At 68.7% G+C, this 20507-nt stretch carries 23 protein-coding genes; 14 read left to right on the top strand and 9 right to left on the bottom strand.

Annotated features, from left to right (window positions below):
* Positions 1 to 27 precede the first annotated feature (27 nt).
* The 5 genes from AC1VXD_RS16700 (at position 28) to AC1VXD_RS16680 (ending at position 3601) form a co-directional block, all read left to right on the top strand.
* Positions 28 to 678 carry a hypothetical protein gene (locus AC1VXD_RS16700; protein WP_482992978.1) on the top strand — a complete coding sequence of 217 codons (651 nt, stop codon included), beginning with the start codon at positions 28 to 30 and terminating at the stop codon, positions 676 to 678.
* A 51-nt stretch (positions 679 to 729) separates the two neighbouring features.
* A complete protein-coding gene (locus AC1VXD_RS16695) occupies positions 730 to 1455 on the top strand; it encodes a DUF6348 family protein (RefSeq protein WP_482992977.1) in 726 nt (241 codons plus the stop codon).
* A 93-nt stretch (positions 1456 to 1548) separates the two neighbouring features.
* Entirely contained in the window at positions 1549 to 2109 is a 561-nt protein-coding gene (locus AC1VXD_RS16690; RefSeq protein ID WP_482992976.1) for a nucleoside deaminase, read from the top strand.
* Positions 2093 to 3160: a 23S rRNA (cytidine(2498)-2'-O)-methyltransferase RlmM gene (gene rlmM, locus AC1VXD_RS16685; protein WP_482992975.1), complete on the top strand. Its 1068-nt coding sequence runs from the start codon at positions 2093 to 2095 to the stop codon at positions 3158 to 3160. Before AC1VXD_RS16690 ends, rlmM begins: the two co-directional genes overlap by 17 nt.
* 48 nt (positions 3161 to 3208) lie before the next feature.
* Positions 3209 to 3601 (top strand): EF-hand domain-containing protein, encoded by a 393-nt coding sequence (locus AC1VXD_RS16680; RefSeq protein WP_482992974.1) that lies wholly within the window; start codon positions 3209 to 3211, stop codon positions 3599 to 3601.
* A gap of 149 nt (positions 3602 to 3750) precedes the next feature.
* Here the strand turns inward: AC1VXD_RS16680 and AC1VXD_RS16675 are convergent, their stop codons facing one another.
* Together AC1VXD_RS16675 and ubiH are read right to left on the bottom strand one after the other, a co-directional pair.
* Positions 3751 to 4932 carry a UbiH/UbiF family hydroxylase gene (locus tag AC1VXD_RS16675; RefSeq protein WP_482992973.1) on the bottom strand — a complete coding sequence of 394 codons (1182 nt, stop codon included), beginning with the start codon at positions 4930 to 4932 and terminating at the stop codon, positions 3751 to 3753.
* On the bottom strand, positions 4929 to 6137 hold the full coding sequence (gene ubiH / locus AC1VXD_RS16670) for a 2-octaprenyl-6-methoxyphenyl hydroxylase (protein WP_482992972.1): 1209 nt from the start codon (positions 6135 to 6137) through the stop codon (positions 4929 to 4931). Before ubiH ends, AC1VXD_RS16675 begins: the two co-directional genes overlap by 4 nt.
* Before the next feature lie 89 nt (positions 6138 to 6226).
* Between ubiH and AC1VXD_RS16665 the strand changes: the two genes are divergently transcribed.
* The 9 genes from AC1VXD_RS16665 (at position 6227) to AC1VXD_RS16625 (ending at position 15460) form a co-directional block, all read left to right on the top strand.
* Positions 6227 to 6811 carry a hypothetical protein gene (locus tag AC1VXD_RS16665; RefSeq protein ID WP_482992971.1) on the top strand — a complete coding sequence of 195 codons (585 nt, stop codon included), beginning with the start codon at positions 6227 to 6229 and terminating at the stop codon, positions 6809 to 6811.
* An 8-nt stretch (positions 6812 to 6819) separates the two neighbouring features.
* Positions 6820 to 7374, top strand: a complete 555-nt coding sequence (locus AC1VXD_RS16660) for a cob(I)yrinic acid a,c-diamide adenosyltransferase (RefSeq protein ID WP_482992970.1) — start codon at positions 6820 to 6822, stop codon at positions 7372 to 7374.
* Positions 7375 to 7380: 6 nt separating this feature from the next.
* Positions 7381 to 8319, top strand: a complete 939-nt coding sequence (locus AC1VXD_RS16655; protein ID WP_482992969.1) for a histone deacetylase family protein — start codon at positions 7381 to 7383, stop codon at positions 8317 to 8319.
* 89 nt (positions 8320 to 8408) lie between these two features.
* On the top strand, positions 8409 to 10910 hold the full coding sequence (gene lptD / locus AC1VXD_RS16650) for an LPS-assembly protein LptD (RefSeq protein WP_482992968.1): 2502 nt from the start codon (positions 8409 to 8411) through the stop codon (positions 10908 to 10910).
* Positions 10907 to 12250, top strand: coding sequence for a peptidylprolyl isomerase (locus AC1VXD_RS16645; RefSeq protein ID WP_482992967.1), 1344 nt, complete (start codon positions 10907 to 10909; stop codon positions 12248 to 12250). Before lptD ends, AC1VXD_RS16645 begins: the two co-directional genes overlap by 4 nt.
* A 3-nt stretch (positions 12251 to 12253) precedes the next feature.
* Positions 12254 to 13234, top strand: a complete 981-nt coding sequence (gene pdxA / locus AC1VXD_RS16640) for a 4-hydroxythreonine-4-phosphate dehydrogenase PdxA (protein ID WP_482992966.1) — start codon at positions 12254 to 12256, stop codon at positions 13232 to 13234.
* On the top strand, positions 13231 to 14034 hold the full coding sequence (gene rsmA, locus AC1VXD_RS16635; RefSeq protein ID WP_200753150.1) for a 16S rRNA (adenine(1518)-N(6)/adenine(1519)-N(6))-dimethyltransferase RsmA: 804 nt from the start codon (positions 13231 to 13233) through the stop codon (positions 14032 to 14034). Before pdxA ends, rsmA begins: the two co-directional genes overlap by 4 nt.
* Before the next feature lie 13 nt (positions 14035 to 14047).
* Positions 14048 to 14431, top strand: coding sequence for a Co2+/Mg2+ efflux protein ApaG (apaG, locus tag AC1VXD_RS16630; RefSeq protein WP_079220685.1), 384 nt, complete (start codon positions 14048 to 14050; stop codon positions 14429 to 14431).
* A gap of 15 nt (positions 14432 to 14446) precedes the next feature.
* Positions 14447 to 15460 carry a symmetrical bis(5'-nucleosyl)-tetraphosphatase gene (locus AC1VXD_RS16625; protein WP_482992965.1) on the top strand — a complete coding sequence of 338 codons (1014 nt, stop codon included), beginning with the start codon at positions 14447 to 14449 and terminating at the stop codon, positions 15458 to 15460.
* Between the two features lie 97 nt (positions 15461 to 15557).
* Here AC1VXD_RS16625 and AC1VXD_RS16620 read toward each other — a convergent pair whose 3' ends face one another.
* The 7 genes from AC1VXD_RS16620 to AC1VXD_RS16590 are packed head-to-tail and all read right to left on the bottom strand — an operon-like array spanning position 15558 to position 20282.
* Positions 15558 to 16049 (bottom strand): dihydrofolate reductase, encoded by a 492-nt coding sequence (locus AC1VXD_RS16620; protein WP_333628971.1) that lies wholly within the window; start codon positions 16047 to 16049, stop codon positions 15558 to 15560.
* Positions 16050 to 16061: 12 nt separating this feature from the next.
* A complete protein-coding gene (locus tag AC1VXD_RS16615; RefSeq protein WP_482992964.1) occupies positions 16062 to 16622 on the bottom strand; it encodes a hypothetical protein in 561 nt (186 codons plus the stop codon).
* Positions 16623 to 16630: 8 nt separating this feature from the next.
* Positions 16631 to 17425 carry a thymidylate synthase gene (locus AC1VXD_RS16610; RefSeq protein ID WP_482992963.1) on the bottom strand — a complete coding sequence of 265 codons (795 nt, stop codon included), beginning with the start codon at positions 17423 to 17425 and terminating at the stop codon, positions 16631 to 16633.
* Complete coding sequence (gene lgt, locus AC1VXD_RS16605; protein ID WP_482992962.1) at positions 17422 to 18309, bottom strand: prolipoprotein diacylglyceryl transferase; 888 nt, start codon at positions 18307 to 18309, stop codon at positions 17422 to 17424. Before lgt ends, AC1VXD_RS16610 begins: the two co-directional genes overlap by 4 nt.
* A gap of 36 nt (positions 18310 to 18345) precedes the next feature.
* Entirely contained in the window at positions 18346 to 18840 is a 495-nt protein-coding gene (locus tag AC1VXD_RS16600; RefSeq protein WP_482992961.1) for a TPM domain-containing protein, read from the bottom strand.
* Positions 18840 to 19658 (bottom strand): TPM domain-containing protein, encoded by an 819-nt coding sequence (locus AC1VXD_RS16595; RefSeq protein ID WP_482992960.1) that lies wholly within the window; start codon positions 19656 to 19658, stop codon positions 18840 to 18842. Before AC1VXD_RS16595 ends, AC1VXD_RS16600 begins: the two co-directional genes overlap by 1 nt.
* Positions 19659 to 19661: 3 nt before the next feature.
* Positions 19662 to 20282 (bottom strand): LemA family protein, encoded by a 621-nt coding sequence (locus AC1VXD_RS16590; protein WP_482992959.1) that lies wholly within the window; start codon positions 20280 to 20282, stop codon positions 19662 to 19664.
* Positions 20283 to 20507 lie beyond the last annotated feature (225 nt).

Below are 20507 nucleotides of genomic sequence, written 5' to 3'. Positions count from 1 at the left end.
CTCAACGGCGCCCGCTCTCGAGCCGCCATGCTGACTGTCCTGTCTTTCCTGTTCTGGTTGCTGACCGGACACGCGGTGCTGGTCTTCTTCGCCGCGTTGCTGCTGATCGGCCTGGTGTCGTGGCGCCGCCGCCGCCCTGGCTTCGCCCTGGTCGTGTTCCCTCTGGCCCTGCTGAACATGATCGTCGGGCAGTTTGCCAACGCGGCCTTCCTCAACCTGGCCGGCGAGCCAGGCGAGGCCATCATCGTGCGGGCTGAACAGACCAGCTCGCAGTTGAACGAACAGTACATCTGGCGTTACGAGGTCGTGCTGCATACGGCCGACGGCCGCGATGTCGAAACGGTCATGCATACCGATACGGCAGCCCTGTGGCCGCTGAGCAATGCGATCCGCATCCCGGGCGCCAACCAACCGTTTGCAGTCAAGTACGTCAACGGATTTGCCCGCAACTTCGTCATCCTCACCGAGCAGTCGCCCTATGGCATCGCCCAGGCCCGCGCACGGGCGCGCGAACGGGTGGAGGTGGCCGCGCGCAAGCTGCATTTCAGCCCGGACAACGCCGGGTTCCGCGCCGACTATCGCCGCGAGCTGGAGACCTGGCTGCGCGAGCACGGCAATGACCCGCAGCAGCAGTCCGAGGCACGGCGATATCGCGCCGAACTCGACGCCCTTCGCTGATGCCAGGCACCGCCTGGCTGTCCACCCACCGCTCCAGGCAGGCCCTTCGACATGACCGCTTCCGCCAATGCCCTTCTTCCGCTGCTGCAGCAGGTGCTGCTGGGCCGTGACATCGCCTGCACCCTCGACGGTGACGAACTGGTGCTGGACAGCGGCCTGCGCCTGAGCCCGCACCCGGTGGGCGCGGAGCCGCGCGACAACGGCGGCTGGCAGACTTCCACGGTGATCGAGGCACGCCATCCGCAGCTCTTCGCCGATGGCCTGTTCGAATACCAGCACGCCGCCGGCGACAGCCAGCAGGACGCCGCGCTGTCCGGCTTCGAGAACTGGGTGCGGGTCGACCTGGCCACCCTGCAGGCCGCCATCGGTGCCGACGATGCGCCCGAGCTGCAGATGCTGACCCTGCGCTACGGCGCCGAGGAAACCGGAACGCCGCTGGCGCGCGCGGTGGTGCTGGGCCCGCTGGCCCATTATCGCGGCGAGCCGGCCGACGACGCTGCCGCCTGCAGCGAGGACGACCACGGCTCCTGCCCGTGCTGCCTGTTCACCCGGAGCCTGGACGCCTTCAACGACCTGCTGAAGACCCGCCAGTTCCTCGGCATCCGCCTGTTCGCTTCGCGCGATGCGGACGGCCAGTGCGAGGCCGACTGCCGCGTCAACGGCCACGACTTCCCCGCTGCCCTGCCCCTGCTGCGCGCCTACGCCGCACGCTGGCCGCAGGCCGGGCTGGAGTTCCGCAAGCAGTACGTGGTGGTCCGCACCGATCTGGACGACTGAGCAGACACCCCCGGTGCACCCGGCTGCCGCTACACTGCGCGCCGGTTTCCGAACCCGCCGCACCTTTTCATCTTCCCCACGAGGCACCCCGCGATGCTGTACGCGCAAGTCCACCTGACCCTGCCTGCCTGGATCCACGACCAGATCGACCTGGATCGTCGCTATCCCGGCGATGAGGCCAAGGTCGCGCTGGCCATCGCGCTGTCGCGGCTGAACATCGAGCACGCCAGCGGCGGCCCGTTCGGCGCGGTGGTGTTCGGGCCGGAAGACAAGGTGATCGCCGCCGGCGTGAACCGGGTGGTGCCGCATGCGACCTCGCTGGCGCATGCCGAGAACATGGCCTACATGCTGGCCCAACAGCGCCTGCAGACCCCGCGCCTGAATGCCGTGTTGTCGCCGATCACCCTTGCCACCAGTTCGCAGCCGTGCTGCCAGTGCTACGGCGCGACCGTATGGGCCGGCATCGACCGCCTGCTGATCGGCGCCAGCGCGGCCGATGTGGAAGAACTGACCCCGTTCGATGAAGGCCCGCTGCCCGCCGACTGGGTCGGCGAGCTCAACAAGCGCGGCATCGAAGTCGTGCAGGGTCTGAACCGTGATGATGCGCGCAGCGTGCTGCGTGCCTATGGAGAGAGTGATGGCGCCCGTTACTGAGGCAGGCATCGGCCTGCTGTGCCTGTGCCGCCAGGGCTTCGAGCCCGAGCTGGCCGGCGAACTGCAGTTCCGTGCCGGCGAAACCGGTTTTGCCGGCTATGCGCGCACCCAGCGCAATGATGGCTACGTGTTGTTCATGTGCGACGAAGCCGCGGCGCTGGCCCCGCGCCTGCGCTGGCGCGAACTGATCTTCGCCCGGCAGAAGCTGGTGGTGCTGGCCGAACTGCCGCAGCTGGACCCGGCCGACCGCATCACCCCGATGCTGGAAGTGCTGGCCGATGCGCCGCGCTTCGGCGACCTGTGGGTGGAACACCCCGATTCGGATGCGGGCAAGCCGCTGTCCGGGCTGGCCCGCGCCTTCGGCAATGCGCTGCGCCCGGCGCTGCGCAAGGCCGGCAAGCTGACCGACAAGCCCAATGCGCGCCTGCCGCGCCTGCACGTGGTGTTCGTTGATGGCACCCATGCCTTCGTCTGCGTGGCCGACCCGGCCGACAGCGCACCGTGGGCGTTGGGTATCCCGCGCCTGAAGCTGCTGCCCGAAGCGCCCTCGCGCTCGGCACTGAAGCTGGACGAAGCGCTGCTGACCCTGCTGACCCCGGAAGAGCGCGAACAGCTGGCCAGGCCCGGCATGCGCGCGGCCGACCTTGGCGCCGCACCGGGTGGCTGGACATGGGTGCTGACCCGCCAGCACATGCACGTGCTGAGCATCGACAACGGCCCGCTGCGCCAGCATGTGCTGGACACCGGCCTGGTCGAGCACCTGCGCGCCGATGGTTTCCACTGGCACCCGGACCAGCCGCTGGACTGGATGGTCTGCGACATGGTCGAGCAGCCGCGTCGCGTGGCTGAGCGCATGGCCACCTGGTTCCGCGAAGGCTGGTGCAAACACGCGATCTTCAACCTGAAACTGCCGATGAAGAAGCGCTGGGACGAAACCCGGCTGTGCCTGGACCTGTTCCAGGAGCAGGCCGGCAAGCCGCTGGTGGTGCGTGCCAAGCAGCTCTACCACGACCGCGAAGAGATCACGGTGCTGGCCTCGCCGCTGCGCTGAGACACGACGTCCGCCGGGCATGCCCGGCGCTACCGGAAATACGACTGCATGCACTTTCGACCGATTCCACTCCTGATGGCCCTGCTGCCGGCGGCTGCGTCGGCGCAGGTGGCCCTGCCGCAACCGGCACAGAGCGCACCGCTGCGCGACGACAGCGGCGTGGTCCGCCAGCAGTCACTGGCCAGTGGCCGGGTGACCGGCAGCGTCGACATCGCCGTGCCGCTGGGCGAAACGCCGGTGACGGTGCGCTCGGTCAGCCCGGCCAGCGTGGTCGGCCAGTACCGCATTCACTTCGCCGCGCTGGACGTGGACGGCGATGGTTTCATCAGCCGCGACGAGGCACAGGCCAACCCGGCGCTGGCCGATGAGTTCACCTCGCTGGACGTGAAGCATCGCGGCAAGCTGGACCGCACCGACCTGGCTGGCTGGCTGATCGACTGATCCGCTTTCGCGATGTTCATCCACCCATGGCGTGGATCTACTGAAACGACGGCGGTATCGGTGAACCGACGGGGGTCGCGCGGGGGCTTGCCCGGCGCAAGGGGTCACCCGCGCGGCGCGCGCGCCGGGCTTGGCCCGGCGCTACCGGCTTAGACCCCGGCGGCGCGCTTCCAGAACGCCTGCACCAGCGGCGGCCACTTGCCGACGCAGCCCAGCGCGCGGCCGCGGGCCAGGGTCAGGTGCATTTCGTCGTTGGAGAACAGCCGGTTGATCGCATCGAAACTGTAGGCGGCGATCTGGTTGTCACTGCGCCGTTCACGGGCCCAGCGCTGCAGGCGCTGCGGCGACAGGCGCGGCTGGCCACGGCGTTCGGCCGACGGCGCCAGCCATTGCTGCAGGGCGGCGACATCGCGCAGCCCCAGGTTCACGCCCTGCCCGGCCAGCGGGTGCACCACATGTGCGGCATCGCCCAGTGCCAGCACGCGGCCGGCCACGTAGTGGCGGGCCAGCTGCCGGCGCAGCGGGAACGCCGCGCGCGGCGAGGCCAGGCGCAGTTCGCCCAGGCGCGCGGCGAAGGCACGGGTCAGTTCGCGGTTGAAGGCCGCTTCGTCCAGGGCCAGCACGCGTGCGGCCTCGTCCTCGGGCAGCGTCCAGACAATCGAACTGCGGCGCTCGGCCACCGGCAGCAGGGCCAGCGGCCCGGTGGGCAGGAAGCGCTGCCAGGCCGTGGCCTGGTTCGGCAGTTCGCTGTCCACATAGGCCACCACGCCCCGCTGGTGATAGTCGTGGCGCTCGACCTCGATCCCGGCCAGCTGGCGCAGGGTCGATTCGGCACCATCGGCGGCCACGGCCAGCGTGGCATCCAGGCGGCGGCCATCGTCCAGGCGCAGGCGCACGCCGTCTTCGTCCTGCTCCAGCGCCTCCACCCGCGCCGGGCAGTGCAGCTGCACGCCAGCGGCCGGCAGCGCCGCCCACAGGCGGTCCTGCAGCAGGCCGTTCTCGACGATGTAGCCCAGCTCGCGACGACCGAAGCGGTCGGCGTCGAACAACAGATCCTCGCCGCCGGCCGCATCCCATACCTGCATGCGCCGGTACGGCCAGGCACGGGCCTGGGCGATCGCCGGCCACACGCCGAGGCGCTGCAGCAGCTGCACGTTGTCGGCGGCGAACGCGAACACCCGCAGGTCCGGCTGCGCGGCGTGCCACGGCGACGGCTCGCGGCCTTCGACCAGGGCGACCGACAGACCGGCATCGGCCAGCGCCAGCGCACAGGCGGCACCGACCACGCCACCGCCGACGATGGCCACGTCCAGGCGCATGCGGCGGCTCATGCGGCCTCCCCACGGCACAGGCGCGGCACGTCACCGCGGAAACCCATTGCCCCGCCGACCAGCATCGACTGCACCGACGCGCGTTGCGCGGCGACCAGGCCCAGGCTGCGCAGCGGCCGCAGCAGCGGCGCCGGGTTGCTGGTCAGCCGGGCCAGGCCACCGGAGAACGCCACCGTCTGCCGGCGGTCCTCTTGGCGGCGGGCCACGTAGGCCTGCAACAGGCCATCGCTGCCGGCATCACCGCCCGCGTCTTGCAACAGCTCGGCCAGGGTCAGCGCATCGCGCAGGCCCAGATTGAAACCCTGCGCCCCCAGCGGGTGGATGGTCTGCGCGGCATTGCCCAGCAGCACCGCGCGCTGCCCGGCCAGCGCGCGCGCCAGCACCTGGATCAGCGGGTAGGCACTGCGCGGACCGGATTCAAGCAGGCGCCCGGCGCGCCAGCCCAGCGCGTTCTGCAGGCGCTGCAGCCAGGCGGCATCGTCCAGCGCCATCACCGCCTCGGCCTGGTCACGGGCCACGCCGTGCACGCAGCCGAAGTGGCGGTCACCGCGCGGCAGCAGCGCGGTCGGCCCGGTGTCGGTGAAACGCTCCCAGGCACTGCCATCGGGCGCGCGCTGGCTGCGCACGCGGGCGACGAACAGGGTCTGCAGGAAATCATGGCGGTCGACCTCGATGCCCAGCGCTTCGCGCACCCCGCTGGCGGTACCGTCGGCACCCACCACCAGGCGTGCGTGCAGCAGGCGCTCGCCGGCCTCGTCGGCCACCCGCACCTGGCGGTAACCATCGACCACGTCGCCCAGGCCGAGGAAGCGCATCGGCCGGTAACGGTGCAGGCGCGGCAGTTCCTGCAGGCGTGCTTCCAGCGCCTGGCCGAAATCGCGCGCCACCACCACCTGGCCGAACCAGGGCCGGTCGTAATCGGCCGCGTCGAGCTGGACCCGGCCGAAATCCCCGGCGCGGCTGACATGGATGCGGCGGATCGGGCCGGGCGCCATCGCCAGCTTCTGCATCACCCCCAGCGCGGTCAGCGCATTGACGGTGGCGGCGGCGAAGCTGAGGTTGCGCTGGTCGAACACCGCCGGCAGTTCGCCGGCCGGGCTGGCCTCGAGCAGGCCCACGTCCAGGCCCAGCCGGTCCAGGGCGATGGCCAGGCTGGCTCCCACCAGACCGCCACCGACGATCAGCACGTCATGTCGTTCACTCATGAGCCAATGATACGCGCTCGCCGCCAGGCCCTGCGCCAACCCGCGCGGCAGGCTAGAATGAAAGCTGAATCCGCTCCGGGCCCGCTGCCATGTCCGACACCGCCAACCGCGCCTTTGTCCTGTCCGTGCTTGTGCTGTTGCTGGCGGCGACCCGGGTCAATCACTTCGCGGCCATCCCCGATGCGTCCTGGGCGGTGTTCTTCATCGGTGGCTTCTACCTGGCGCGCTGGACGCGCTGGGCGTTCCCGCTGCTGATGGTCTTCGCCGTACTGGTGGACTGGATCGTTATCCGCAGCAGCGGCCTGGATTTCTGGCAGCACTACTGCGTCTCGCCGGGTTACTGGCTGCTGCTGCCGGCGTACTTCTCGCTGTGGGCCGGTGGCCTGCTGCTGGGCCGCAACTACCACGGCGCGCACTGGTCGACCCTGGGCAAGGGCGCGCTGCTGCTGGTGGCCTCGGTGGCCCTGTGCCACCTGCTCGCCCAGGGCGGCTTCTACTGGACCACCCGCAACGTGGCCGAGCCGACCATGGCCGGCTGGGCGCAGAACTACGCGCAGTGGTTCGGCCCCTACCTGCGCACCACGGCCATCTATGTGGCGCTGGCCGCGGCCCTGCAGCTGGCTGTCGAGCAGGTGCTGAAGCTGCAGCAGGCCCGCCGCGACATCCAGCACTGAGCCATCGCATGGGCCATCGTCTTTCGCGCATCTACACCCGTACCGGCGATGACGGCAGCACCGGTCTCGGCGATGGCAGCCGGGTCGGCAAGGACGACCTGCGCGTGGCCTCGTATGGCACGGTGGATGAAGCCAACGCCGCGCTCGGCCTGCTGCTGGCCGCGCCACTGCCGGACGACGTGCGGTCGCTGGTGGTCCACCTGCAGCACCAGTTGTTCGACCTCGGCGCCGAGTTGTGCGTGCCGGGCCATGCCGCCATCCACGCCGCCGACATCTCGGCGCTGGAACAGCAGCTGGATCATTACAACGCCGACCTGCCGATGCTGAAGGAATTCATCCTGCCGGCCGGCGGCGAAGCGGCCGCACGCTGCCACCTGGCACGCACCATCGTGCGCCGGGCCGAGCGCGAGACCGTCGCCCTGGCGCGGGTGGAAAGCGTGCGCAGCGAAGCCCTGCAGTACCTCAACCGGCTGTCCGACCTGTTATTCGTGCTGTCGCGGGTGCTGGCCCGTGCCGATGGCCACGGCGAGGCGCTGTGGCAGCCGCAGCACCGGCAGCGCTGACCGCCGATGCTGGTCTATACCCACCCCGCCTGTCTGCAGCACGACCCCGGCCCCGGCCATCCCGAGTGCCCGCAGCGGCTGCAGGTGGTGCTCGATGCCCTGCACCAGGCCTTCCCCGGCCAGCTGGACTGGCGCCAGGGGCCGCCGGCCAAGTTCGGTGAACTGAGCCGGGTGCACGACAGCGCCCTGCTCGACTTCGTCCTGCAGCCGCAGAACCTGCCGCTGCGCCAGCTCGACATGGACACATGGACCTCGCCCGGTTCGGCCAGCGCTGCCGTGCACGCGGCCGGTGCCGGCGTGGCCGCGGTCGATGCGGTGATGCTGGGCGATGACCCGCTGGCGTTCTGCGCCGTGCGCCCGCCCGGCCACCACGCCACCAGCAGCACGGCGATGGGCTTCTGCCTGCTCAACAACATCGCCGTGGCCGCCGCCTACGCGCGTGACCGCCACGGGCTTGAGCGCATCGCGGTGGTGGACTTCGATGTCCACCACGGCAACGGCACCCAGGACATCTTCCAGCACGACGCCCGGGTGTCGTACTACAGCACCCACCAGGCCGGGCTGTTCCCCAATTCGGGTCTGCGCCGCGACCGTGGCACCGGCAACCTGATGAACATCCTGCTGCCGCCGGGCAGTGGCGGGTTCCGCTTCCGCAATGTCTGGGCCGACGAGATGCTGCCGGCCATCGACGACTTCCGCCCGCAGCTGCTGCTGGTCTCGGCCGGCTTCGACGCGCACCTGCGCGACCCGCAGGCTGACCTGATGCTGGAAACCGACGATTTCGCCTGGATCACCGCCGAACTGCATGCGCTGGCCCGCCGCCACGCGGCCGGCCGGGTGGTGTCGATGCTGGAGGGCGGCTATGACCTGCAGGCCCTGTCCGAGTGCACCGTGGCCCATGTCAGGGTCCTGCTGGAAGGGGCCTCCGGGCGACGGGCTGGATGAACCCGAACCGGCAGCGGACGGCAACCTTCATTGCCCCTATGCAGCGGATGGGGCAATCTACCGTCCGTTTTCGCCCGAATCCGAACCGCGTGCGCCGAGCCCTCCGCCTGCTTCCCCTGCCCCTGAGCATCGCCGTCTGCCTTCCCGCGATGGCCGATGACAAGCCGCTCAACTGGGGCCTGTGCCCGGCGACCGAAGTGATCCCAGCCTTCACCGATGCCCCCACCCCGGTGCCCGGGCAGGACAAGGCCGCCGCCAGCGCCGAGCGCGAGCAGCAGCCCACCGACATCGAAGGTGACCAGCTGCTGGGCACCACCACCGTGCCGCAGTACCAGGGCAACGTGGCGCTGCGCCGTGGCGACCAGTTCGTCGGTACCGACAAGCTCAGCTTCGACACCGAGAGTGGCAACTACATCGCCGACGGCAATGTGCGCTACCAGGATGCGTCGATCCGCATGGTCGCCAAGCGTGCCGAGGGCAACCAGGAAAGCGACACCCACAAGATCACCGACATCCAGTACCAGCTGGTGTCGCGCCGTGGCAACGGCGATGCCGAATCGGTCGACCTGCAGGGCGCGGTCGGCCAGATGCACCGCTCGACCTACACCACCTGCGATCCCTCGCAGCCGGTGTGGAAGCTGTCGGCGCCGGAAATCGAAGTGGACAACGACGAAGGCTTCGGCACCGCCCGCAATGCCGTGCTGCGCATCGGCAAGGTGCCGGTGCTGTGGGCGCCGTACTTCAAGTTCCCGATCGACGACCGCCGCAAGACCGGCCTGCTGTTCCCGCAGCTGGGCATGTCCGGCCGCAACGGCTTCGATTACGCCCAGCCGATCTACCTGAATCTGGCGCCGAACTACGACGACACGCTGACGCCGCGCTACATGAGCCGGCGGGGCCTGATGCTCGACAACGAGTTCCGCTACCTCTACAACGGCGGCCGCGGCGAACTGCTGACCGGCTACATCCCCAACGACAAGCTGCGCGATCGTGACCGTGGCCGGGTGATGTTCAACGGTTACCACAACGTGGACAGCCACTGGCAGGCCCGCGCCAACCTGGCCTGGGTCAGTGACGAGCGCTACATCGAAGACTTCGCCAACCGCCTGGTCGGCGTCACCGCGTCCAACCTGCAGAGCACCATCGGCCTGTACGGCACCGGCCAGGACTGGACCGCCGGCATCATGGCCGATCGCTGGCAGCTGACCGACTACACCCTGGACGAGCGCGCTCTGGCCTACAACCGCCAGCCGCGGCTGTACTTCAACTGGGACAAGTCGCTGCTGCCGTGGCTGGAGACCGGCGTGTACGCCGAGGCCGTGCGCTTCACCCACGACGACGTCAACTTCAAGTACGACGCCAGCGTCGGCGAAGACCTGCAGTACACCCGCAACGGCCTGCGCCAGACCGACGGCATCGGTGTCAGCGGTGGGTCGCGCCTGGACCTGAAGCCGTACGTTTCGTTCCCGATCAGCGGCGCAGCCTGGTATGTCACCCCGACCCTGGCCTACCGCTATACCGCCTATCAGCTTGACCGCGGCCTGGTGGACGGCGTCAACGGCATCCGTGGCCAGATCCTGCGCTCGCAGGGCGTCGACCCGACCACCGCGACGCCGGAGCAGCTGCGCGGCAACACCTCGCCCAGCCGCAGTATGCCGATCGCCAGCCTCGATGCCGGCCTGTTCTTCGACCGCGACACCAAAATCGGCGGCAAGTCCTTCCTGCAGACCCTGGAGCCGCGCCTGTTCTACCTGCGCACGCCCTATCGCAACCAGGACGAACTGCCGGTATTCGATACCCGTGACTTCACCTTCAGCTGGGGCCAGCTGTTCCGCGATTCGCGCTATACCGGCGCCGACCGCCAGAATGATGCCAACCAGCTGACCTTGGCACTGAGCACCCGCTTCATCGACCAGACCACCGGCAAGGAACGCTTCTCGGCCTCGATCGGCCAGATCCAGTACTTCGACGCATCGCGGGTGACCGTGACCCCGGGCGGCGCCCCGGTGGAAGAAGGCAAGTCGGCCTGGATCGCCGATTCGAACTACATGATCAACGACCGCTGGACCCTCGGCGCCACCTACCAGTGGGACCCGAAGTACAAGCGTGAGGATCTGGCCAGCGTCCGCGCCCGCTACCTGATGTCCAACGACGGCGTGATCAACCTGAGCTACCGCTACCGCATCAACGCGGGTGCAGCGGCCAATGCCACCAAGGAGCAGCGCACCCTGCTGGAACAGGCCGACCTGTCGTTCCTGTACCCGCTGAACGAGCGCTGGAGCCTGGTCGGCCGTTATTACTACTCCATCCAGGACAAGGAGCCGCTGGAAATCATCGGCGGCGTGCAGTGGGACAGTTGCTGCCTGGCCGTGCGCGCCGTGGCCCGTCGCTATGTGCGCAATCGCGAAGGCGAAATGAACAATTCCATCCAGCTCGAGTTCGTGCTCAAGGGCCTGAGCTCCCTCGGCCAGGATACGGACCGCACTTTGCGCCGTGCTATTCTCGGCTACAACCGTGATGACCTCTATCTCGTGCCGCCCAGCAACACCGGGGCGACCCGGGACGACTACGATCCAAACCAGATCCCATGACCAAGAGCTTCCCCGTCCTACTCGCTTCGCTGCTGGCCGTGTCCAGCGTGTCCGCCCCCCTCCAGGTCATCGCCCAGGAGGCCCAGCCGCTGGACCGCATTGCAGCCATCGTCGATGAGGACGTGGTACTGCAGAGCGAACTGCAGCGCGCGATCGTCAACATCAAGGCCCAGTACGCCGGTCGTGAGAACCAGCTGCCGCCCGATGACGTGCTCAGCCGTCAGGTGCTCGAGCGCCTGGTACTGGTCAAGCTGCAGGTCGCCCGCGCCCAGAGCAGCGGCATCCGCATCAGCGACCAGGAACTGAACCAGGCGATGAACTCGATCGCCCAGCAGAACGGTTCCAACCTGGACGCCCTGCGCCAGCGCCTGGCCAGCGACGGTATCGATTTCGCCGATTTCCGCGCCTCGGTGCGTGACGAGATCACCGTGCAGCGCCTGCGCCAGAGCTTCGCCCAGAGCCGCATCAGCGTCAGCGAGGGCGAAGTCGATGCTGCCCTGAAGCAGCAGGCCACCGTCGGCAACCAGTACCATTTGGCGCACATCCTGGTGGCCCTGCCCGACGGCGCCACTGCCGAACAGATCTCCACCGGCCAGAAGAAGGCCGACGGCGTGAAGGCACTGCTGGACAAGGGCGAGCTGGACTTCAACGCTGCCGCCGTCCGCTATTCCGACAGCCCCAACGCACTGGAAGGCGGCGATCTGGGCTGGCGCAGCCTGGATGAGATCCCGGCCGCCTTCGCGCAGATGATGCAGCAGATGAAGGCCGGCGACGTGGTCGGTCCGATCCGTGGCCCGAGCGGCTTCCAGCTGCTGAAGCTGGTCGAAGTGCGCGATGCCAACGCCGCCACCGGCGACCACACCGTTACCGAGTACCACGGCCGCCACATTCTGGTGCGCGTGGACGACAACCAGACCGACGCGGCCGCAAAGGCCAAGATCGACACCCTGCGTGCCCGCATTGCAGGTGGTGCCGACTTCCAGACCGTGGCCAAGGAATCGTCGGAAGACAACAACAGCAAGGGCCAGGGCGGCGATCTGGGCTGGTTCCCGGCCGATGCCTTCGGTCCGGCGTTCGGCCAGCAGGTCGAAGGCATCCAGGACGGCGGCGTCAGCCAGCCGTTCCGTACCGATGCCGGCTGGCACATCGTGCAGCGCGTTGCCACGCGCCAGACCGACGTGACCAGCGACAACCAGCGTGCCCAGGTGCGCGAGACCATCGGCCGCCGCAAGCTGGAAGACGAATACAACCGCTTCCTGCAGGAACTGCGTGGCGAAGCCTACGTCAGCTTCCGCAGTGGCGACCGCGCGGAGAACACCGCGACGCCGCAGCAGCCCTGACCGATGCGCCCCGAGCTCGCTCTGGTACCGGGCGAGCCGGCGGGGATCGGCCCGGAGCTGTGCGTCCGCCTTGTCCAGCAGCCGCGTGATGATTGCCGGCTGCTGGCCTTCGCCGATCCGGATACCCTGCGCGCGGCTGCGGCCGCGCTGAAGCTGCCGCTGCAGCTGCTGCCCGAGGATGCCGAGGCAAGGCTGCCCGGCGACCTGCGCCTTCGCCCCCTCGGCAACACCACCCCCAGCCACTTCGGCCAGACCGATCCCGCCAACGCGGGCGCGGTGATCGGCGCGTTGCTGGCGGCCGGCCAGGCCTGCCTGTCCGGCGAGCTGCAGGGCATGGTCACCGGCCCGGTGCACAAGGCGGTGATCAACCAGGGCGGCATCGCCTACAGCGGCACTACCGAACTGCTGGCCGACCAGGCCGGGGTGAAGGTGGTGATGATGCTGGCCAACGACATCGTTCGCGTGGCCCTGGCCACCACCCACCTGCCGCTGCGCGAGGTGGCCGATGCGATCACCGCGCCCCGCCTGGAACACACCCTGCGCACCGTGCATGCCGCGCTGCGCCGCGAGTTCGGCCTGCCTGCACCACGCATCGCCGTGCTCGGGCTGAACCCGCATGCCGGCGAAGACGGCCACCTCGGCCGCGAGGAACTGGACCTGGTCATCCCCCTGCTGCGGCGCCTGCGCGCGGAGGGCATGGACCTGGTCGGGCCACTGCCGGCCGATACCGCCTTCCTGCCGGCCAAGCTGGCCGGCTTCGACACCGTGCTGGCCATGTACCACGACCAGGGCCTGCCGGTGCTGAAGTATTCCGGCTTCGAACAGGCCGTGAACCTGACCTTGGGCCTGCCCTACCCGCGCGTGGCCGTCGACCACGGCACCGCGCTGGAGCTGGCCGGGCGTGGCATCGCCGATCCTTCCAGCCTTCAGGCCGCAACGGCGCTGTGTGCGCGGCTGGCCCGGCAACGTACACTGAGCGCATGAATTCCCCGCATTCCCCCTCCGGCCCGGTGTTCACCGCCCCGGCCAAGAAGCAGCTTGGCCAGCATTTCCTGGCCGACCGCCACTACATCGACAAGATCGTGATGGCGGTCAATCCCAAGGACGGTGACCGTCTGGTCGAGATCGGCCCCGGCCAGGGCGCGATCACCCTGCCCCTGCTGCGCGTGCACCCGAAGCTGACGGTGATCGAGTTCGACCGCGACCTGATCGCGCCGCTCACCGCCGCCGCCGAACCGCTGGGCGATCTGACCATCGTCCAGGGCGACGTGCTGCGCGTGGATTTCACCGCACTGGCCGCCGGCGAGCCGATCCGCCTGGTCGGCAACCTGCCCTACAACATCTCCTCGCCCATCCTGTTCCACGCGCTGGAGCACGCCGCGGTCGTCCGCGACATGCACTTCATGCTGCAGAAGGAAGTGGTGGACCGCATGGCTGCCGGCCCGGGCAGCAAGGTCTATGGCCGCCTCAGCGTGATGCTGCAGGCCTACTGCCAGGTGACCTCGCTGTTCGTGGTGCCGCCGGGCGCGTTCCGGCCGCCGCCGAAGGTCGATTCGGCCGTGGTGCGGCTGGTGCCGCGTGACCCGGCCAGCGTCAACATCAACGACCACAAGCGCTTTGCCGACGTGGTCAAGGCCGCCTTCGGGCAGCGCCGCAAGACCCTGCGCAATGCGCTCAACAATGTCGTCACGGCCGAGCAGTTCGCGGCCGCCGGCGTGCGCCCCGATGCCCGTGCAGAACAGCTGGATGTGGCTGAATTCATCGCTTTGGCCAATGCCACCTGATTACACTGCCGGTATGGAAGACGCTGACGTTTACGCCATTACTGTCGAGGTTGCTCCGCGCTTCCTCGACGACCAATCCGCGCCGGAAGACGGCCGCTATGCGTTCGCCTATACGATCCGCATCCACAACCAGGGGCGCGTTGCCGCGCGCCTGGTCGCCCGCCACTGGCGCATCACCGATGCCAACGGCCGCGTCGAGCATGTCGATGGCGACGGAGTGATCGGCGAGCAGCCGCGCCTGCGCCCGGGTGAAGACTTCCGTTACACCTCGGGTGTCATGCTCGGGACCGACCACGGGACCATGCAGGGCCACTACGACATGGTTGCCGATGACGGCACCGAATTCGCCGCGCCGGTCGCACCTTTCGTGCTGGCCGTGCCGCGTACCCTGCACTGACACGGAGGCCGGACGATGAGTGTATGGGCGATCGGCGACCTGCAGGGCTGCTACGACGTAACCCAGCGACTGCTGGAAAAGATCCGCTTCGACCCGGCGCAGGACACCCTGTGGTTCTGCGGTGACCTGGTGAACCGCGGCGGACAGTCGCTGGAAACCCTGCGCCTGGTGCATTCGCTGCGCGAGCACAGCGTGGTGGTGCTGGGCAACCATGACCTCTCGCTGCTGGCCGTCGGTGCGCGCACCGAAGAGGAGCAGCGCAAGGTCAACCCGGACCTGCTGCGCATCGTGCAGGCAGGCGACCGCGACGAGCTGCTGGACTGGCTGCGCCTGCAGAAGCTGGTGCACGTGGACCGCGAGCTGGGCTGGATGATGGTGCATGCCGGCCTGGCGCCGAAGTGGACCACGCAGATGGCCGAGAAGCACGCCGCCGAGGTGGAAGTGCAGCTGCACGGCGCCGGCTACCGCAAGCTGTTCCGCAACATGTACGGCGACAAGCCGAGCTGGGCACCGAACCTGTCCGGCTATGACCGCTCGCGCGCGATCATCAACGTGCTCACCCGCATGCGCTACTGCACCCCGCGTGGGCGCATCGGCATCGAGGACAAAGGCACGCCGGGCACGCAGGAACAGGGGCTGTATCCCTGGTTCGAAGTACCGGGCCGGGTCGAGCGTGACCTGAAGGTGGTCTGCGGCCACTGGTCGGCGCTGGGCCTGACCATCACCCAGGGCGTGCATGCCATCGACACCGGTGCGGTGTGGGGCGGCAAGCTCACCGCCATCCAGCTCGACACCGACGAACTGCGCGTGGTGCGGGTACCCGGCCGTGATGTGCCGGCACCGGTAGCCAATGCCCGTCCGCCGGCACGACCGGCACGTGAGCGGCCGGCCGCTGCGGCGCAGGACAAGGACAAGGAAGCGGCCGCAGCACCTGCCGCCAGCCGTGGCCCGCGTCGTCGTCGTCGCCGTGGTGGCGGTGGTGGTGGTGGTGGTGGCGGTAACGGCAACAGCGCACCGCCGCAGGGCTGAGAGGCCTGTACGGGTAGAGTCGACTGTCAGTCGACTCACGCGCGCCGCGCGGGGTTTTCCGCGATTTGATGGAGGAGCAGTCGACCAACGGTCGACTCTACCTGCGCACGTAGTGCACGAACCGGAACGCGTACGCATGGCGCGCGTCAGCCGGGTGCGGTTCGCTGCTGGTTTCCTGCCAGACGCCCGGGTCGACCTCGGGGAAATGAGTGTCGGCCGGCACCTCGGCATCCACCCAGGTCAGGTACAGGTCACTGGCCTGGTCCAGCAGCTGGCGGAAGATCTCGCCGCCGCCGATGATGCACAGCTCGCTGGCGCCCTCGCCTTCGGCAATGGCCTTGGCCTCGTCCAGCGACGCCACCGCACGCATGCCTTCGAACGGCACCTGGCCGCTGCGGGTCAGCACCAGGTTGGTCCGCCCCGGCAGCACGCGGCCGATCGATTCGGCGGTCTTGCGCCCCATCAGGATCGGCTTGCCCAGGGTGAGCGCCTTGAAGTGCTTGAAGTCGTCCGGCAGGTGCCAGGGCATCGCGTTGCCCTGGCCGATGCCACGGTTGCGGTCCAGCGCCACGATCATCGAGAGTTTCATCGGAGCACCCCGTCAGCTGGCATCAATCTGCAGGCGCTGGCAGGCATCCTTCGCCGCCTGCGCGGCCTGGAATGCAGCGGCCAGTGCCGGCGTGGAGGGAGCGCTCTCATCCATCGCAGCAAACACCTTCTGCTTCTGTGCGTCGTCGATTTCCTGCAGGCCCGGCCCGGACATCACCTCCCGGTACAGCCCGAAGGCGTCGGTGTCCGCGTCGGCACTCTGCGCAAGGAAAGCCTTCAACTCCTCGACGGAATAGACCGCCGCGAGCTGCTTATCCATGGCCGCCAGGTACGCGGGCTCTTCGATGCCCGATCTCACCTGTTCGGCCATTGCGGCGTACAGGGTCGTCACGGCCTCGCCCATCTGCGCCTGGCAACCGGCCGGCGAATCCTTGACCAGGCTCTGCCCAGCGCCGCCGTTCATTGCCTCGGTGATGGCCTGGATCTCTTCCTGCACATGCCGGTGCACGATCTGCGCGTTGACCTGCCGGGCCAGCGCCAGCGTGTCCGCCGGGGCTGCCTGCGCCATGGCCGGCAGCAGGCCCGCCAGCACCAGCAGCGCCGGTGCAGACATACGCCGCCTCATACCGCCACCGGCGCCTTGATCGCCGGGTGCGGGTCGTAGCCATCAATGCGGATGTCGTCGAACTGGAAGCCGAACAGGTCGGTCACCTCCGGGTTCAACCACAGTTTCGGCAGCGCGCGCGGTTCACGCGACAACTGCTCGCGGGCCTGCGCGTAGTGGTTCGAATACAGGTGCGCATCGCCCAGGGTATGCACGAAATCGCCCACGCCCAGGCCGGTGGCCTGCGCCACCATGTGGGTCAGCAGCGCGTAGCTGGCGATGTTGAACGGCACGCCGAGGAAGATGTCGCCGCTGCGCTGGTACAGCTGGCAGCTGAGCTTGCCGTCGACCACGTAGAACTGGAACAGGTTGTGGCACGGCATCAGCGCCATCTGCGAAAGCTCGCCCACGTTCCAGGCGCTGACGACCAGCCGACGCGAATCCGGATTGCGCTTGATCTCGTCCACCAGCCACTGCATCTGGTCGATCTCGCGGCCATCGGCGGTGGCCCAGCTGCGCCACTGCTTGCCGTAGACCGGGCCGAGGTCGCCGTTCTCGTCGGCCCACTCGTCCCAGATGCGCACCTGGTTGTCCTTCAGGTAGCCGATGTTGGTATCGCCCTTCAGGAACCACAGCAGCTCGTGGATGATCGAGCGCAGGTGCAGCTTCTTGGTGGTGACCAGCGGGAAGCCTTCGTTGAGGTCGAAGCGCATCTGCCAGCCGAACACGCTGCGGGTGCCGGTGCCGGTGCGGTCGCTCTTCTCGGTGCCGTGCTCGAGCACATGCGAGAGCAGGTCGAGGTAGGCCTTCATGCCTTGCCCTCCGCGGCCACCATCGGCTGCGGCTGCAGCACCGGTGCGCGGCGCGACAGGGCCAGCAGCACCAGGCCGAAGGCGATGAGCGGCACGCACAGGATCTGGCCCTTCGTCAGCCAGCCGAACGCCATGTAGATGCCGTTGTCGGGCATGCGCACGAATTCGACCGCGAAGCGGAAGATGCCGTACAGCAGCGCGAACAGGCCACCGATCAGGTAGCGATGCCGCGGCTTGGCCGACACCGCCCACAGCACCACGAACATCACCAGGCCTTCCAGCGCCGCTTCATACAGCTGCGAGGGATGGCGGGCGTACTGGTTCAGTGCGCCGGTGGCGAACTGCGCCTGCAGGGTCGCGGTGTCGAGCTGGTTCAACGGAGCCGGCAGGCCAGACGGGAACACCACGCCCCAGCTGCCATCGGTGTACTTGCCCCACAGCTCGGCGCCGATGAAGTTGCCGATGCGGCCGAAGCCCAGGCCCAGCGGCACCAGCGGCGCCATGAAATCCATGGTGTCGAAGAAGTGCAGCGCGTGCTTGCGCGACCACCACCAGCAGGCGGCGATGACGCCCAGCAGGCCGCCGTGGAAACTCATGCCGCCATCCCACACCTTGAACAACAGCAGCGGGTTGTGCAGGAAATCGCCCAGCGCATAGAACACCATGTAGCCGATGCGCCCGCCCAGTACCACGCCGAGCATGGCGTAGAACAGCAGGTCGGAGAAACCGTTGGCATCGACGCCCGGCAGGCGGCCCTCGGCGATGCGCTTGCGGCCCAGCAGCCAGGCTGCGGTGAAGCCGAGCAGGTACATGATGCCGTACCAGTGCACCTTGATCGGCCCCAGCGAAAGGGCGATGGGGTCGATGTCGTGGAAATAGATCATGGAAGCTGCCTTGCGGAAGTACGGGTATTTTACGGCTCAACCCAGGATCTGCGGGGTGTCGGGCAGGCCGTCATCATCGGACCGCGTGGCGGCCGGAAAGTGCCCTTCCACCAGCGCGGAGACTTCATCGATGGCCCCCTGCAGCGCCGCCACCGGATTGGCACCGCGCAGGCCCTCGCGCAGGTGGGTGCAGACCCGCTGCCACTGCGCCGGGCTGACCCGGCCCTGCAGGCCACGGTCGGCGACGATCTCGATCGCGTGGTCGGCCAGCAGCAGGTAAATCAGTACGCCGTTGTTATGGGTGGTATCCCAGGTGCGCAGGCGGGCGAAGGCATGCTCGGCGGCCTGGCGCGGGGTCACCCTGTGCCACAGCGCACCCAGCGGCAGGTCCGCTTCCACCGCGAACATCACCTGCCCGCCATGGCGCTGCTCACCGGCGGCGATGGCCTCGGTGATCGCCTGCAGCGTGGCGGGTGGGAACGCGCGCCGCACCGACGGCGAAAACACGTGGCGACACAGACGTTGGATCATCACCAGCCTCCCGAAGCACCGCCGCCACCCGAACGGCCACCACCGCCGCCCCAGCCGCCGCCACCGGCGAAACGGCCCGGGTGACCAGAGAGCATCGCCACGATCAGTCCGACGATGCCGGCCAGGCCGCTGGCCAGCAGGGTGGAGGTGAACACGAAGGCGGCCAGCGCCGCGCCGCCGCCGCCAAGCAGGCCGCGCAGCGGACGGGGCACGCGGGAGAACACGCCGCGCAGGATGCTGCCGGCGAACACGCCGATGAACAGCGCCAGGATCCAGGTATCGCCTCCACCGCCCGGTTCGTGGCCGCGTTGGCCGCTGACCGGCGCCGGCAGCGTTTCGCCATCGATCAGCTTGACCAGCACCGCCGTGGCATCGGTGATGCCGCCGGCGTAGTCGCCACTGCGGAAACGCGGCACCAGGTATTCCTGGATGACCCGGTTGGCGATGGCATCGGGGATGGCGCCTTCAAGACCATAGCCCGGCTCGATGCGCACGCGCCGGTCATCCTTGGCCACCACCAGCAGCACGCCGTCATCCACGCCCTTGCGGCCGATCTGCCATTGGTCGAAGACCCGCGTGGTGTACTGCGCGATGTCCTCCGGCTGGGTGGTCGGCACCACCAGCACCTGCAGCTGGCTGCCCTTGCGCTGCTGCAGGTCAGTCGCCTGCTGCACCAGCGCCTGCTTCTGCGCGGCATCGAGGGTGCCGGTGGTATCGACCACCGGCGAATCCAGCGCCGGAATCGGCGCCAGCTGCTGCGCCTGCGACGCCAGCGGCAGCCACAGCAGCAGGGCAAGCAGCGCAGTGGCCAGGCGCATCGGTCAGTGGCCCGGCTGCGGTGCCGGCTGCTGCTGCGGCGCGTTGCCGAAATCTACCGCCGGCGCGTTGGATATCTGGGCTTCGTTCTCGACGCTGAAGTTGGGCTTGGGCTGGTAGCCGAAGATCTTCGCAGTGACCAGCTGCGGGAACGAGCGGATGTAGGTGTTGTAGTCCTGCACCTGCTGGATGTAGCGGCCGCGCGCGACGGTGATGCGGTTCTCAGTGCCTTCCAGCTGCGCCTGCAGGTCGCGGAAGTTGGCGTCGGACTTCAGCACCGGATAGTTCTCGCTGACCACCAGCAGCCGCGACAGCGCGCTGCCGAGTTCGCCCTGCGCCTGCTGGAACTGCTTGAGCGAGGCCGGGTCATCGGCGTTGACGTTGATCTGGCCGACGCGCGAGCGGGCGTTGGTGACTTCGGTCAGCACGCGCTCTTCCTGGCTGGCGAAACCTTTGACGGTCTGCACGAGGTTCGGCACCAGATCGGCGCGGCGCTTGTACTGGTTGAGCACTTCAGACCAGCTGGCCTTGACCGCCTCATCCTTCTGCTGGATGGCGTTGTAGCCGCAGCCGGAGAGCAGGGAGGCCATCAGCAGCAGGGGGAGGACGCGGGTGAGCAGGCGCATGGCGGGAGTTCCGGGTGGACTGGCTGCCGAGCATGCCATGGTTCGCGTTAACGCCAGCGTGCAGATCGGCCATCGGGCTGGGCCCCCTCCGCGGTGGGTGTGTTTGCTGGATATCGGGGTTGGCCGGGCGGGGGGGGGGGGGGGGGGGGGGGGGGAGATGCTTCGACGGAGGGCGCGGGGCCGCCAGCCGCCGCGCCGCCCCCCCCCCCCCCCCCCCCCCCCCCC

Source organism: Stenotrophomonas sp. STEN054 (assembly GCF_056854535.1).
Note: the sequence above shows the minus strand (reverse complement) of the source record. Positions and strands in the feature narration are given on the sequence as shown.